The organism is Bradyrhizobium sp. USDA 372 (assembly GCF_053629095.1).
In genome coordinates this window covers 1,495,598-1,510,135 of sequence record NZ_JBRJHR010000001.1, presented here as the reverse complement: position 1 = coordinate 1,510,135, position 14,538 = coordinate 1,495,598, and the positions used below count along the sequence as shown (strand labels likewise).

At 64.9% G+C, this 14,538-nt stretch carries 15 protein-coding genes; 9 read left to right on the top strand and 6 right to left on the bottom strand.

Going from position 1 to position 14,538, the window contains the following annotated elements; genetic code table 11:
* The first annotated feature begins 264 nt into the window (after window positions 1–264).
* The 3 genes from AB7M16_RS07500 (at window position 265) to flaF (ending at window position 5,719) form a co-directional block, all read left to right on the top strand.
* Window positions 265–2,544 (top strand): DUF1522 domain-containing protein, encoded by a 2,280-nt coding sequence (locus tag AB7M16_RS07500; protein ID WP_172782861.1) that lies wholly within the window; start codon window positions 265–267, stop codon window positions 2,542–2,544.
* Between the two features lie 219 nt (window positions 2,545–2,763).
* Window positions 2,764–5,058 (top strand): DUF1522 domain-containing protein, encoded by a 2,295-nt coding sequence (locus AB7M16_RS07495; RefSeq protein WP_172782862.1) that lies wholly within the window; start codon window positions 2,764–2,766, stop codon window positions 5,056–5,058.
* Between the two features lie 292 nt (window positions 5,059–5,350).
* Window positions 5,351–5,719 carry a flagellar biosynthesis regulator FlaF gene (gene flaF / locus AB7M16_RS07490; RefSeq protein ID WP_018642830.1) on the top strand — a complete coding sequence of 123 codons (369 nt, stop codon included), beginning with the start codon at window positions 5,351–5,353 and terminating at the stop codon, window positions 5,717–5,719.
* A gap of 159 nt (window positions 5,720–5,878) precedes the next feature.
* Here flaF and AB7M16_RS07485 read toward each other — a convergent pair whose 3' ends face one another.
* The 4 genes from AB7M16_RS07485 to AB7M16_RS07470 form a co-directional block, all read right to left on the bottom strand.
* The gene (locus AB7M16_RS07485; RefSeq protein WP_172782863.1) at window positions 5,879–6,238 is read right to left on the bottom strand and encodes a hypothetical protein; all 360 of its coding nucleotides are present in this window, start codon (window positions 6,236–6,238) and stop codon (window positions 5,879–5,881) included.
* A 159-nt stretch (window positions 6,239–6,397) separates the two neighbouring features.
* Window positions 6,398–6,895, bottom strand: a complete 498-nt coding sequence (locus AB7M16_RS07480; protein WP_172782864.1) for a hypothetical protein — start codon at window positions 6,893–6,895, stop codon at window positions 6,398–6,400.
* 11 nt (window positions 6,896–6,906) lie between these two features.
* The gene (gene flgJ / locus AB7M16_RS07475; protein WP_453943523.1) at window positions 6,907–7,275 is read right to left on the bottom strand and encodes a flagellar assembly peptidoglycan hydrolase FlgJ; all 369 of its coding nucleotides are present in this window, start codon (window positions 7,273–7,275) and stop codon (window positions 6,907–6,909) included.
* The gene (locus AB7M16_RS07470; RefSeq protein ID WP_453943522.1) at window positions 7,275–8,393 is read right to left on the bottom strand and encodes a flagellar basal body P-ring protein FlgI; all 1,119 of its coding nucleotides are present in this window, start codon (window positions 8,391–8,393) and stop codon (window positions 7,275–7,277) included. The genes flgJ and AB7M16_RS07470 overlap by 1 nt, the downstream gene beginning before the upstream one ends.
* Before the next feature lie 286 nt (window positions 8,394–8,679).
* On the opposite strand from AB7M16_RS07470, the gene AB7M16_RS07465 reads away from it, so the two are divergent.
* Window positions 8,680–9,093 carry a flagellar assembly protein FliX gene (locus AB7M16_RS07465; protein WP_172782866.1) on the top strand — a complete coding sequence of 138 codons (414 nt, stop codon included), beginning with the start codon at window positions 8,680–8,682 and terminating at the stop codon, window positions 9,091–9,093.
* Between the two features lie 155 nt (window positions 9,094–9,248).
* Here AB7M16_RS07465 and AB7M16_RS07460 read toward each other — a convergent pair whose 3' ends face one another.
* The gene (locus AB7M16_RS07460) at window positions 9,249–9,620 is read right to left on the bottom strand and encodes a winged helix-turn-helix transcriptional regulator (RefSeq protein WP_025037390.1); all 372 of its coding nucleotides are present in this window, start codon (window positions 9,618–9,620) and stop codon (window positions 9,249–9,251) included.
* Window positions 9,621–9,783: 163 nt separating this feature from the next.
* Between AB7M16_RS07460 and AB7M16_RS07455 the strand changes: the two genes are divergently transcribed.
* From AB7M16_RS07455 to AB7M16_RS07435, 5 genes are all read left to right on the top strand, one after another.
* Window positions 9,784–10,395, top strand: a complete 612-nt coding sequence (locus AB7M16_RS07455) for an NAD(P)-dependent oxidoreductase (RefSeq protein ID WP_453943521.1) — start codon at window positions 9,784–9,786, stop codon at window positions 10,393–10,395.
* Window positions 10,396–10,612: 217 nt separating this feature from the next.
* Window positions 10,613–10,978, top strand: a complete 366-nt coding sequence (dksA, locus tag AB7M16_RS07450; protein ID WP_246571501.1) for an RNA polymerase-binding protein DksA — start codon at window positions 10,613–10,615, stop codon at window positions 10,976–10,978.
* Window positions 10,979–11,380: 402 nt separating this feature from the next.
* On the top strand, window positions 11,381–12,409 hold the full coding sequence (locus AB7M16_RS07445) for an SDR family oxidoreductase (protein ID WP_453943520.1): 1,029 nt from the start codon (window positions 11,381–11,383) through the stop codon (window positions 12,407–12,409).
* Between the two features lie 81 nt (window positions 12,410–12,490).
* Window positions 12,491–13,270 carry a 2-keto-4-pentenoate hydratase gene (locus AB7M16_RS07440; RefSeq protein WP_172782871.1) on the top strand — a complete coding sequence of 260 codons (780 nt, stop codon included), beginning with the start codon at window positions 12,491–12,493 and terminating at the stop codon, window positions 13,268–13,270.
* 31 nt (window positions 13,271–13,301) lie between these two features.
* A complete protein-coding gene (locus tag AB7M16_RS07435; protein WP_453943519.1) occupies window positions 13,302–13,541 on the top strand; it encodes a hypothetical protein in 240 nt (79 codons plus the stop codon).
* Window positions 13,542–13,771: 230 nt separating this feature from the next.
* Here AB7M16_RS07435 and flgH read toward each other — a convergent pair whose 3' ends face one another.
* Window positions 13,772–14,536 carry a flagellar basal body L-ring protein FlgH gene (gene flgH, locus AB7M16_RS07430; RefSeq protein ID WP_172782872.1) on the bottom strand — a complete coding sequence of 255 codons (765 nt, stop codon included), beginning with the start codon at window positions 14,534–14,536 and terminating at the stop codon, window positions 13,772–13,774.
* Window positions 14,537–14,538: the final 2 nt, after the last annotated feature.

Below are 14,538 nucleotides of genomic sequence, written 5' to 3'. Positions count from 1 at the left end.
CACTGCTCGGAGACTTCGAGAGGGCAGGCGCCTCGCGAAAAAGTAACCAGCGGTTATGGTTAATGGAGCGTAAGCGTCAGGAATTGCCAATGATTTCAGATGGATTGCGAGCCGTGCCCGCACGTTCGACTCGCTTATGGTGAACCGGCGCTTATGCGGGCTTCATGCATTTCACCCTTTGTTAGCCATGTCACGGCACGCTGGCCCCGTCACTCGATCCGGAAGCGATCGAACGAAGACGCGTAAGCCAGAAGGGTAAGAGTCATGTCCGGTATTGTTCTCTCTGCGTCGGTTCGCCAGAACCTGCTCTCTCTCCAGTCCACCGCCGATCTTCTCGCCACTACACAGAACCGTCTGTCGACCGGCAAGAGCGTCAACTCGGCCCTGGACAATCCCACCAACTTCTTCACGGCCCAGTCGCTCGACAACCGCGCCAGCGACATCAACAACCTGCTCGACAGCATCGCCAACGGCGTGCAGGTGCTGCAGGCTGCCAACACCGGCCTGACCTCGCTGCAGAAGCTGATCGACTCCGCGAAATCGATCGCGAACCAGGCGCTGCAGACCACCGTCGGCTACTCCACCAAGTCGAACGTCTCCACCACCATCGCCGGTGCGACGGCGGCCGACCTGCGCGGCACGACGAGCTTCGCCAGCGCGACGGCGAGCAGCAACGTGCTCTACAACGGCACCGCCGGCGGCACCACCGCGGCGAACGGGACCACGACGCTCGGTGCCACCATCGGCTCGTTCACGGGTACGGCGGGAACGGCCGGCGACGGCACCACGGCCTTGACCGGCGCCATCACCCTGATCGCCACCAACGGCACGACTGCAACGGGCCTCGCCAGCAACGCCCAGCCCGCCGACGGCGACACGCTGACCGTCAACGGCAAGACCATCACCTTCCGCAGCGGCGCTGCTCCGGCATCGAGTGCGGTTGCGGCCGGCTCGGGCGTCAGCGGCAACCTCGTCACCGACGGCAACGGCAACACCACGGTCTATCTCGGCACCGCCGGCACGCCGGCTGCGACCGTCAGCGATCTCTTGACCGCGGTCGATCTGGCCAGCGGCGTCAAGACGGTGTCCATCAGCTCCGGTGCTGCGACGATCGCGACCAGCGTCAACCAGACCGCTTCGAGCGTTGGTGCGGGCGCCGTCACGCTGAAGAGCTCGACGGGTGCGGATCTGAACGTCACCGGCAGGGCCGACCTGCTCAAGGCGCTCGGCCTGACCACCTCGGTGGGCGGCGGCAACGCCACCGTGAGCGTCAACCGGACCACGAGCTCAACCTCGCTCGGTGCGACGATCGCCGACGGCTCGACGCTGAACGTCAACGGCCACGTCATCTCCTTCAAGAACGCGCCGATCCCGGGCTCGACCGGTGCTCCGAGCGTTCCGACCGGTTATGGTGCCAGCGGCAACGTCCTCACCGACGGCAACGGCAACTCGACGGTCTATCTGCAGGGCGGCACGGTCAATGACGTCTTGAAGGCGATCGACCTCGCCACCGGCGTGCAGACCGCGACGGTCAATGCCAACGGCACCGCGACGCTCGCGACCGCCACCGGCCAGTCGAACTCGACGATCAACACGTCCGGCCAGCTCAAGATCTCGACCGGCATCAACGCCGACCTCTCGATCACCGGCACCGGCAACGCGTTGAACGTGTTCGGCCTCGCCGGCAACACCGGCAGCGCCACCGCCTTCACGGCGGCGCGCACCTCCGGCATCGGCGGCATCGCCGGCAAGACCTTGACCTTCACCTCCTTCAACGGCGGCACGGCGGTCAACGTCACCTTCGGCGACGGCACCAACGGCACGGTCAAGACGCTCGATCAGCTCAACACCAAGCTGCAGGCCAACAACCTGTCGGCAACGATCGACGCCAACGGCCTGCTGACCATCACGGCATCCAACGACTATGCGTCCTCGACGCTGGGCTCGACGGCGGCCGGCGGTGCGATCGGCGGCACGCTCACCTCGGCCTTGACCTTCTCGACGGCTTCCACCCCCGTCCAGGATGGCGTTGCCCAGACGGCGCGTGCCAATCTGGTGTCTCAGTTCAACAACATCCTCAACCAGATCGATACCACCGCGCAGGACTCCTCGTTCAACGGCGTCAACCTGCTCAACGGCGATCAGCTCAAGCTGGTGTTCGACGAGACCGCCAAGTCGAGCCTGAACATCACGGGCGTGACCTACAACTCCAAGGGTCTCGGCCTCGCCTCGCTGACGGTCGGCGTCGACTTCATCGACAACGCCGCAGCAAATCGGGTGCTGACCAACCTGAACGCCGCCTCGAGCACGCTGCGCTCGCAGGCCTCGAGCCTCGGCTCGAACCTCTCGGTGGTGCAGATCCGGCAGGACTTCAACAAGAACCTGATCAACGTGCTGCAGACCGGTTCGTCCAACCTGACCCTGGCCGACACCAACGTCGAGGCGGCCAACAGCCAGGCGCTGTCGACCCGGCAGTCGATCGCGGTCTCCGCGCTGTCGCTGGCCAACACGTCGCAGCAGAGCGTGCTCCAGCTGCTCCGCTAACAAGCAACTGAAATAACTGAATAAAATCGGGCGGCGGGGCTTCTTGCCCCGCCGCTCTTTTTTGCGTCCGGGGCGGGCAGGGGCGTTCATTCGCCATTAACCCTATCCCTTAAACCGGCGTTAACCATACTTTAAAGGACACCTCCTAAAACTGGACAAAAGGCCCGCTTTCCAGTCCGCGCGGCCGATTCGTATCCGGTTCAAGAGGAAGACTCGCCAATGTCCAACATCGTTCTCTCGGCGTCCGTTCGCCAGAACCTGTTGTCGCTGCAGTCGACGGCCGACTTGCTGGCCACGACGCAGGAGCGGCTGTCGACCGGCAAGAAGGTCAACACGGCGCTCGACAATCCCACCAACTTCTTCACGGCGCAGGGGCTGGACAACCGGGCGAGTGACATCAGCAACCTGCTCGACGGCATTAACAACGGTGTCCAGGTGCTGCAGGCGGCCAACACCGGCATCACCTCGCTGCAGAAGCTGATCGACAGCGCCAAATCGATCGCCAACCAGGCGCTGCAGACCACGGTCGGCTATTCCACCAAGTCGAACGTCTCCACCACGATTCCCGGCGCGACGCCCGCCGACCTGCGCGGCACGACCTCCTATGCGAGCGCGACCGCCAAGAGCAACGTGCTCTATACCGGCGCGGCCGGCGGCGTGACCCCGGTTACGGGAACCGCCGCACTCGGTGCCTCGCTGGGCTCGACGGCCGGTACCTTTACCGGCACGGCCGCGCTCGCCGCCGACGGCACCACCGCGCTGTCCGGCACCGCGACGTTGCTCGGCACCACGGCATCGACCACCTTCAGCACGCCGCCCGCCGATGGCGACACCATCACGGTGAACGGCAAGACCATCACCTTCCGCACCGGCGTCGCGCCAAGCTCGCAGCCGACCGGCTGGGGTCTCGACGCCAGCGGCCACATCGCCACCGACGGCAACGGCAATTCGATCGTCTACGAGGGAACGCCGACTGCGCCCGGTGCGACCATCAACGACGTCCTCACCGCGATCGACCTCGCCAGCGGCGTCAAGACTGCAACTATCAGCGCGAGCGCGGCGACCATCGCCGTCAGCGGCGCGGCCGGTCCCGTCGGCACACTCCAGGTGGCATCCTCGATCTCGGGCGGCGGCCAGATCACGCTGAAGAGCTCGACCGGCGCCGATCTGAGCCTGACGGGCAAGGCTGACTTCCTCAATAAGCTCGGTCTGACGGCGGCGACCGGCGCAGGCAATGCGACCGTGACTGCGAACCGGTCGACCACCGCCGGCTCGCTCGGCACTCTCGTTCAGGACGGCTCGACGCTGAACATCGACGGCCACACCATCACCTTCAAGAATGCGCAGACCCCGCAATCGGCGGCGAGCGTCGCCAACGGCTTTGGCGTCAGCGGCAACGTCGTCACCGACGGCAACGGCAATTCGACCGTCTATCTCCAGAGTGCGACGCTGACCGACCTGCTCAACTCGATCGACCTCGCCACCGGCGTCAAGACCGCCAGCATCTTCAACGGTGCGGCGACCATCACGACCACGTCGGGCCAGATCCCGTCGTCGGTGAACTCCAGCGGCCAGCTGTCGCTCTCGACCGGCGTCAACGCCGACCTCTCGATCACCGGCACCGGCAACGCGCTCAGCGCGTTCGGCCTCAGCGGCAACACCGGCACGGCGACCGCCTTCACCGCGGCGCGCACCTCGGGCGTCGGCGGCATCAGCGGCAAGACGCTGACCTTCACCTCCTTCAACGGCGGCACGCCCGTCAACGTCACCTTCGGCGACGGCACCAACGGCACCGTCAAGACGCTCGACCAGCTCAACGCGCAGCTTCAGGCCAACCACCTGACCGCGACGATCGACGCCAACGGCGTGCTGACGGTCACCACCGTAAACGAATACGCCTCCTCGACGCTGGGTTCGACCACTGCCGGCGGCACGGTCGGCGGCACCATCACCGGCGTCCTCGCCTTCACCACGGCGCAGCCGCCGGTCCAGGATCCCGTCGCGCAGACCGCGCGCTCCAACCTGGTCAACCAGTTCAACAACATCCTGGCCCAGATCGACACGACGTCGCAGGACTCCTCCTTCAACGGCGTCAACCTGCTCAACGGCGACACGCTGAAGCTGGTCTTCAACGAAACCGGCAGCTCGACGCTCAGCATCAACGGCGTGGTGTTCAACGCGGCCGGCCTCGGCCTCAGCAACCTCGTCAACGGCGTCGACTTCATCGACAACGGCGCCACCAACAGGGTGCTGGCGAGCCTGAACGCCGCCTCGAGCACGCTGCGCTCGGAAGGCTCCTCGCTCGGTTCGAACCTGTCGATCGTGCAGGTGCGTCAGGACTTCTCCAAGAACCTGATCAACGTGCTGCAGACCGGCTCGTCCAACCTGACGCTCGCCGACACCAACGAGGAAGCGGCCAACAGCCAGGCGCTGTCGACGCGCCAGTCGATCGCGGTCTCCGCGCTGTCGCTGGCCAACCAGTCGCAACAGAGCGTGCTGCAGCTGCTCCGCTAATCCGCAGCGCAACTTCGCTATTGGAGATTTCGCGGCGGGGCTAACGCTCCGCCGCTCTTTTGAGGGAGATCGCTAAGACAAGATTAGCTGAGATCGACGCGCGTCACGACGAGCAAGTTTACATCGTGCATGCGTGCATCTAGCGTCGCGCTGACGAAGGACTCCGCGCCCGTAATTCTGCGGAGTGCTTCCAAGCACGGTACGTAAGCAAATCTTAAGCGGTGCTGCCTAGGGTTGGGAAAGAAATCCTTAAGCGCGTACAACGCGCTAGGTAACCTCCAGGGTGTGATTGATGTCGAATTCCGCTGCCTCGGCTTATGCGCGTGTTGCAACCACCACCGCATCTCCTCGCGACATCGAGGCGCAGACTCTGCTCAAGGCCGCCAACAAGCTCCAGGACGCGGTGAACAACGCCGATCCGCTCAGCGAGCAGACCATGCAGGCCCTGATGTTCAACCGCAAGCTCTGGACCATCTTCCTGAGCGAGGCGATGCGTGACAGCAATCCGCAGCCGATCGACGTCCGGCAGAAGATCGCCAACATCAGCGTGTTCGTGCTGAGCCAGACCGCCGCGCTGCAGATGAGCCCGCAGTTCGATCATTTCCGTCCGCTGATCGAGATCAACCGCAATATCGCGGCAGGCCTGTCCGGACGGCCGTGACCGGATTCGTGATGGTCGCCATCACGAGCACATCGGCGAAAACTCTCAATGTCGGCAGGATCTGAGCGCGGCTGGTGGTCTTGCTTCGGCATGCGAACTCCGCGCTGACCGGCGACGGCCAGACGCAGAGCAGAAACTACGGCATCGATCTCGTGATCGTCAGGCGCTGACGTCGGTGCTGAGCGGACGCGAGGGCTCGGACTTCATGTCCAGTGCATGGAAATAGGCACGCCGGCGCAGCATCGCCTCGTCCGGAAACTGGTTCACCACCGTGTCGGTCCTGTCATTGACGACCTGAAAGACGAAGGACGCGGCCGCCTGGTCGAACACGACCTGGCGCGAGATGTTCTCGTGGTTCGGCACATCATTGCGCACCGGCGCGCCGGTATCGGCCGCGGCGACCGTCTGGCTCACCGGAAGATCGGTTTGCACGGCCTCGTTCGCCGCCGCGTTGGACGTCGTCACGATCTGAATGGGGGCCGGGATCCCCACCGGCCTGATGCTGAAATCTGTACTCATGGCAGCCTCCTGGTTGCCTTACGTGAGTCAAATCCCAACCCCTCTAATCGCGCAAGCATGGAACACCAGGACTGAAGACCCGGTAAGGAAACGTGCCTAACCGCGCGACGCCGTGGCCGCGGGGTTTTTCGTAAAATTGTCGGTTGTTCTTTTGCCCGCTCAGAGCGAGCGGCTGACCGCCAGCGGGGTGATATGGCGCGGACCCGGCGCTGCGCGGCGCCCCGCGGCCGTATAGGTGTTCGGCACGTTGCGCTTCTGGATCTCGGCGTTGACGCCGCGCACGACGCTCTCGGACACCGCGTGCGCGGTGGCGAGCACGGTGAGATTGACCTGGAGCATCGCGCGGAACGCATCGTGGTGGCGATGCAGCGTCGAGAGCAGCTCGGGCGCGGACTTCGCGAGTTGCGGCTGGTTGGCCTTCAACTGGCTGACGGCGGCGACGTAGTTGCGCGACAGCTCCTGCTTCTTGCCTTCGAACGACATCGCCTCGCGGACCTTGCCGGCGCGGACGAGCTCGGTCTCGCGCTCGATCAGCGCGAGCAGGGCGTTCATCGCATCCATCAGCTCTTCGGCGAGCTTGCGCGCCTCGCCGCTGATGGGGGCGCTGTTCGGACGCTGGGTCTGCATCGGCTGACGTGAGGCGTTGAAATGGTTCATCTCGTTTGACCTTATGCCGTCCGGATCGTTTTCGCCTGCTGCAGGATGAGGGTACGGTAGACGTCGCTGGCGACGCCGACGCCGCCGGCCTTGGCGAAGTTCTTGGAATATTGCTCGGTCAGCATCGAGCGCCACACGCCGGTGCCGGGCGTGTCGCCGAACGGACCTTCGCCCTTCAGGCCCGAAGTCACCTGCGCGAACATGCTGTTGAGGAACATCGCCTCGAAGTCGGTGGCGGTCTTCTGCGCCTTGGCCTGTTGCTGCGGCGAGACCTTTTGGAGTGCCGCGGCGAGCTCGAAGTCCGGCCGGCCGTTGCGGCTCTCGACCGAGAAGGCCGAATTGGTGGCGAGGCGAGGGGTGTTGATCGCGATGGTCTGCATCACATCACCTCGATATCGGCTTCGATGGCGCCCGCGGCCTTGATCGCCTGGAGGATGCTGATCATGTCGCGGGGGCCGATGCCGAGGCCGTTGAGGCCGTCGACGAGCTGCTGGAGCGAGACGCCGTCCTTGACGAGCGCCAGCTTCTTGCCGTCCTCGGTGACGGTGACACTGCTGCGGGGCGCGACCACGGTGCGGCCGCGCGACAGCGGATTGGGCTGGCTCACCTGCGGGCTCTCGGAGATCGTGACCGTCAGGTTGCCTTGCGCCACCGCGACGGTGGCGACGCGGACGTCGCGGCCCATCACGATGATGCCGCTGCGTTCGTCGATGACGATCTTGGCGGCGAGATCGGGGTCGACCTGGAGCTGCTCGATCTCGGTGAGGAAGGCGACGACGTTGCCCTTGAACTCGGGCGGGATCGACAGCTGCACCGTCGAAGGATCGATCGGCTCGGCGGTCTTGACGCCGAGATAGTCGTTGATTGCGGCCGCGATGCGCTTGGCGGTGGTGAAGTCGGGGTTGCGCAGCGCCAGGCGGACGTTCGGCAACCGGTTGAGTGCGAACTCGATCTCGCGCTCGATGATGGCGCCGTTGGCGATGCGTCCCACGGTCGGCACGCCGCGCACGATCTTGGCGGCCTCGCCCTCGGCCTGGAAGCCGGAGATCGCGAGCGAGCCCTGCGCCACCGCATAGACATTGCCGTCGGCGCCGAGCAGGGGAGTGACCAGCAGGGTGCCGCCCTGGAGATTCTTGGCATCGCCGAGCGCGGAGACGGTGACGTCCATGCGCGTGCCCTGGGTGGCGAAGGCCGGCAGGTTGCCCGTGACCATCACGGCGGCGACGTTGCCGGTGCGGATGGTGGCGCCGCGGATGTTGACGCCCATGCGCTCCAGCATCGCCTGCAGCGACTGCTTGGTGAAGGGGATGTTGTTGAGCGTGTCGCCGGTGCCGTTGAGGCCGACGACGAGGCCGTAGCCGATGAGCTGGTTCTGCCGCACGCCCTCGATATTGGCGAGGTCCTTGATGCGCGAGGTCGCCGCCGCCGAGGTGACCGACAGCGCCAGCGCCGACAGCGCGGCGCAGGCCAACCCAACAATCCAACGAACGCCTGGCATCTCTGCTCCCCAAGGCCCTCTCAAAAAAGGCCCCTCAAATCGGAAAGGACTTGCACGACACTCCCATGACGAGCTGGTCCGGCGCTTTCCTTGCGAGCGCTGTGCCAACGCCTTATAGCGAGGGTAGGTGGCTGAATAGGTTGAATAAATCTGTTTCGACCGGTGTCAGCAGTCGTTCGCCCTGAGGAGCGAAACTGCCGCCTGTCGGCAGTTTTTGCCGGGCCGTTTACGCACCGTTAACCATAAGACAGCGAAGGTGAGGCATCGATCACCCGGATTCTTTCCGATGCGCATCTACGGACCGAACGGCACCACGCTTGGAGCGCCGGCCAGCCAGGCCAAGCGGACGGGTTCCGGCACCTTCGTGCTGCCCGACACCTCATCGGCGCAGGAGACGCGGAACGCTGCCGCACCGAAGGCCGCCGCCAACATCGATGCGCTGCTGGCGTTGCAGGGTGTCGAGGAGGATCCGGTCGAGCGTCGCAAACGCTCGGTCGCCCGCGGCAGGACTGCGCTCGACGTGCTCGACGATCTCAAGATGGGGCTGCTGTCGGGCAATCTCGACGCCTCGACCGTGATGCGGCTGCGCGATGCCGCGGCGAACCTGAAATCGTCCTCCGGCGATGCCGGGCTTGATGCGGTGCTCTCCGAGATCGAGCTGCGCGTCGAGGTCGAGCTGGCGAAGGCCGGGCAGGGGTAGTCGCGCAGGGTGTCGTCGCCCGGCTTGACCGGGCGACCCGGTATTCCAGAGAAAGTTGTGATTGAACCGATAGGCCGCGGCGTACTGGATGCCCGGGTCAAGCCGGGGCATGACAGCAAAGTTTGGGGCGAAACCGCGCTCCGCTTCCCGCGCGCCTACGCCGCCTCTTCCTTCAACTGCGCATCGTAGCGGCGCTGGGCGGCGAGCACGTCTTTCAGATTCTGCTCGGCCCAATCGCGTAATGGGTCCACCGCCGCCGCCAGCGTCAGGCCGAGCTGAGTGATCGAATATTCCACTGTCACCGGCACGGTTGCGATGGCACGGCGCCTGATCAGGCCGTCGCGTTCGAGCGACTTGAGAACCTGGCTCAGCATCTTCTGCGAGATGCCTTCAATCGTGCGGCGCAACTGATTGAAACGCATCGGCTCCTCGCGCAAGAGCAAGAGGATCAGCACCGCCCATTTGTCGCCGACGCGATCGAGGATCTGGCGGGTGGGGCAGTTCGCTGCGTAGACGTCGGGTTTCATCGTCGGTCCTCGGAGATCCATACCGTTGCTTGGGGTCCGCATGGCGGTTGTATGCGATCAGTTACCTCAGCGTAATCAGGTAAGCACAAAGTGCTCTCTTAACACCAGCATTCTTTGCGATATCTAGTCTCCGTTAGTTACCACAGAAGCAAAGGAGCCTTCCATGAAAATCGCAGTCGCTGGCGCCTCGGGCCGGGCGGGTTCGGAGATCACCAAGGAACTGTCCCGCCGCGGCCACGCCATCACGGCCATCGCCCGGAACCCCGAGAAGATCGCGGCCCTGCCGAATGTCACGCCGACCAAGGGAGATGTGCTCGACCAGGCGGGCCTTGCCAAGCTGTGGGCCGGTCACGACGTCGCCGTGAGTTCCGTGCACTTCCTGGCCAGTGATCCGCTCAAGCTGATCGGCGCGGCGAAGGACTCCAAGGTCGGGCGTTACCTCGTGGTGGGCGGCGCCGGCAGCCTCGAGGTTGCCCCGGGCGTGAAGCTGGTCACGACTCCCAATTTTCCAGCCCAATACAAGGCTGAAGCGGAGGCAGGATCGGCCTTCCTCGACCTGCTGCGGCAGGAAAAGGACCTGAACTGGACCTTCATCTCGCCCTCGGCGCTGTTCGTGGAGGGGGAACGCACCGGCAAGTTCCGGCTCGGGACCGATCAGCTTCTCGCAGATGCGAACGGCAAGAGCTGGATCACCTTTGCCGACTACGCCATTGCGCTTGCCGACGAGATCGAACGGCCAGCCCACCTGAAGCAGCGCTTCACGGTCGGCTATTAAGGCCCGCCGTCCGCCTCCGAGCCCTCAGGGATAAACCTTCCTGTGCAAGGGCTTGGGGGCGAGGACCGGGCGGTGAGGGAAATATTGTCTGTCACGGGAGGCCACTATATAAGGCCCGGCTCAACGGACCTCGGTCCGTCCACGAGTCGTTACTTAAGAAGATAGGCCTCCCTTGGAAAAGTTGAAAAACTACCGACCGACCGACAAAGAGCCTTTCATGAACGACCGGCAGAAGGAGTACTTCCGTGTGAAGCTCCTCGCCTGGAAGGATGAGATCCTCAAAGAGTCCAAGCTCACCCTGCAAGCCCTGCAGGAGGAGAACGTCAACCACCCCGATCTCGCCGATCGGGCCTCGTCCGAAACCGACCGTGCCATCGAACTCCGCGCCCGCGACCGCCAGCGCAAATTGATCGCCAAGATCGACGCCGCGCTCCAGCGTATCGAGGACAACACCTACGGCTATTGCGAGGAAACCGGCGAGCCGATCTCGTTGAAGCGGCTCGAGGCCCGGCCAATCGCGACGCTCTCGGTGGAAGCGCAGGAGCGCCACGAGAAACGCGAGAAGGTTTATCGCGACGAATAAAGGTCCGAGCCGCAGAGATGCGGCTCTTTGTTTTTGGACGCAAGGCGCCGTTTCGCGCCGTGCTCGGCATATTGCCCGCGGCTTGCCGTCGCGCCGACCATGGCGACGGTGCGATCGCGAAAAGTGAATCGCGATCAACGGGCTAGACTGGATTGCTCCGAGCTCACGTGAGTTCGGATGAGAAACAGCCTTCACTTCAGGTGCGGGAGGTTTTGCGAGTCGCATCAACGAGATCGACTCTGAAGTTGAGACGCTGATCCAGCTGCATCAAGCATCGCTGCAATCAGGCCTGCTGCGACGTCTCAAGACGTGTATCCCCATAAAGCCTGGACCAGCTCAATATTTCCTTAAACGCCGGCAACAGGCCACTTTGCCGGCCGTGCAATGAGGGAAATGCTGGTCATGAGCACTGTTCTGGTCACCGGCGGGTCGGGCTTGGTCGGTACCCATGTCGTCCTGCAACTTCTGGCCGCCGGCCACGCCGTGCGGACGACCGTGCGCCGGGTGGAGCGTCAGGCCGATGTGCTCGCCATGCTGCGCGAGGGCGGGGCAGCAGCGCCCGAGAGCGTGGCCTTCTTCAACGCCGATCTGATCCGGGACGACGCTTGGCAGGCGGCGGTCGCGGGTTGCGATTACGTTCTCCACGTGGCGTCCCCGCTGTCGACCACCGTGCCAACCGACGAGAACGAGATGATCATTCCGGCCCGCGACGGAACGCTCCGGGTGCTCCGGGCCGCGCGCGCAGCCGGCGTCAGGAGGGTCGTCATCACCTCGTCGCTGGGCGCGATCGGCTACGGCCATCCGCCGCGTGACAAGCCGTTCGACGAGACCGAATGGACCAATCTCGCCGGTGTCGACGGCCAACCCTACGTCAAGTCCAAGACGCTGGCCGAGCGAGCGGCCTGGGATTTCGTCGCGCGCGAGGGCGATGGGCTGGAACTGTCGGTGATCAACCCCGCCGGCATTTTCGGGCCCGTGCTGGGGCCGGACTTTTCCGGCTCGATCGAGATCGTCAGGTCGCTGCTCGACGGTGCCATGCCGGCCGTGCCACGCGTCTATTTCGGCGTCGTCGACGTCCGCGACGTCGCCGAGCTGCACCTGCGGGCGATGACCGCGCCGGAGGCGAAAGGCGAGCGCTTCATCGCGGTCTCCGGCGAGACGATGTCGATCCTCGACATCGCCCGCGTGCTGCGGCGGGAACTCGGGCCGCGGGCACGCCGGGTTCCGCGGCTCCAGGCTCCGGACTGGCTGGTGCGGCTGGCCGCGAGCCGGATTCCGCTGCTGCGTGCGGTGGTGCCGATGCTCGGAAAGGTCCGGCATTCCACCAGCGCCAAGGCACGGACGCTGCTCGGCTGGGAGGCGCGCTCCAACGAGGAGGCGATCCTTGCGACCGCCGAGAGCCTGATCCGGCTCGGCCTCGTCAAGCGCTGAGGGACGCCACCTGCGCTTGTCAGGCCGGAGCTGGGATGCTGAAGTGCCGCCTTGGACTGCGTAGCGTGGGAGGCGGCGCCGATGAACAAGACTCTCGAAGCCGCAAAGGCGATCGCGCTGGCGCGCCGCAACCATGCCCCACTCGCGGCGCTGGAGCGTCCCCCTGCGGATGAAGCCGAGGGCTATCAGGTCCAGCGCACCCTGCACGATCTGCTGCTGCCGCATGTCGGCCCGCTCGTCGGCTACAAGATCGGCTGCACCAGCCAGGTGATGCAGGACTATATCGGCATCCCGCACCCTTGCGGCGGCGGCGTGTTCCAGAAGGGGGTCCATGACAGTGGCGCCAAGCTCGCCGCCTCGAATTATGTCCGCGTCGGCGTCGAATGCGAGATCGCGGTGCGGCTGAAGCGGGACCTTGCCGCCGGCGAAGCGCCGTTCACGGCCGAATGGGTCGGCGAGGCGGTCGAGTCCTACCATCCCGCGATCGAGATCGTCGACGACCGCTACGTGAAATGGGAGACGATGGGCGCGCCGACCTTGATCGCCGACGATTTCTTCGCCGCCGGCTGCGTGCTGGGTCCCTCGGTCCCGCGCTCGTCGGTGCCGGACCTGAAGGCGGTCAAAGGCCGCGCCATCGTCAACGGCGAGGAGGTCAGCCACGGCACCGGCGCCGACGTGCTCGGCCATCCTCACAACGCGCTGGCCTGGCTCGCCAACCATCTCGCCGCCGAGGGCAAGGGGCTGCACGCGGCGCAGCTCGTGCTCACCGGCAGTCTGGTGAAGACGCTGTGGCTGAAGGCCGGCGACAAGGTGCGCATGGAGCTGGACGGGCTCGGCGTCGTGGAGGCGGAGTTTACGTGAGGGGTGCACGGCGTTTCGATGTCCACCGTCATTGCGAGGAGCTCTTGCGACGAAGCAATCCAGGATCCCGCGCACCGCGCTGCGAGCCTACAATGCCACCATCGGTTTCGAACGGCTCAGCGAGGTGCTGGACCGTCCGCCGAAAAGCCTGATGCGGATGTTCGGACCGCGCGGCAATCCGACGGCCGAAAACCTGATGGCGGTGATCCACGCGCTTCAGAGGGAGACCGGCGTGCATCTGGAGATACGCGCGGTGGCGAATGCAGCGTGAGGAGCAGTCTCTCATCTCAGTCATTGCGAGCGAAGCGAAGCAATCCAGAGTCTTTCCGCGGACACATTCCTGGGTTGCTTCGCTTCGCTCGCAATGACGGCGTGCGGGGCACCGTGCCACCCACACCAAAATACATGCGGCCCTCGCCAGGGGAGCTAGCGAGGGCCGCGTCGTACATCGTCGTTCGCGCCTTTAGTTCGCGAGCACGATGTGGGAGCTCTTGAAGAGGCTTAGAAGGGCAGCAGCACGTCCATGACCTGCTGGCCGTAGCGCGGCTGCTGCACGTCGGTGATCTGGCCGCGGCCGCCATAGGCGATGCGGGCCTGGGCGATCTTGGTGGAGTCGATGGTGTTGTCGCTCTGGATGTCCTCGGGGCGGACGATGCCGGCGACGATCAGCTCGCGAATTTCGAAATTGACGCGGATCTCCTGCTTGCCTTCGACCACCAGGTTGCCGTTCGGCAGCACCTGGGTCACCACGGCGGCGACGTTGGTCTGCAGGGCTTCCTTGCGGTCCACGCTGCCCTTGCCCTCGCTCGACGAGGTCGAGTCGGCGGTCAGGACGCGGCCCGGCAGGATCTTGTTGGCCTGGGTGATCGTCTGGGCGCCAATGAAGTTGGTGATTCCCGAATCTTCCTTGTTGGTGCGGCTGCGCGAGGTGTCGTTCTCGATGTTGGCCTTGTCGGTGATGTTCACGGTCACGGTGAGGAGGTCGCCGACCTGGCGGGCGCGCTGGTCCTTGAAGAAGGCGCGGCTGCCGTTGCGCCACAGCGAGTTCGGATTGTAGGAGGCCACCTCGGGCTTTGGCATCGGCATCTGCACCGGCTTGTAGCCGGGCTGCGTGGTCGGATTGTCGATGGCCGACAGCTTCGGCTGCTCGCCGATCTGCGACAGGCGGTCGATCGAGGAGCAGCCGCTCGCCAATGCGCAAGTCGCCAGCAGCAGGGCGGAGATCGCGATGCGACGAAGGCGGGAGGCCGAACTGAACGTGGACATGA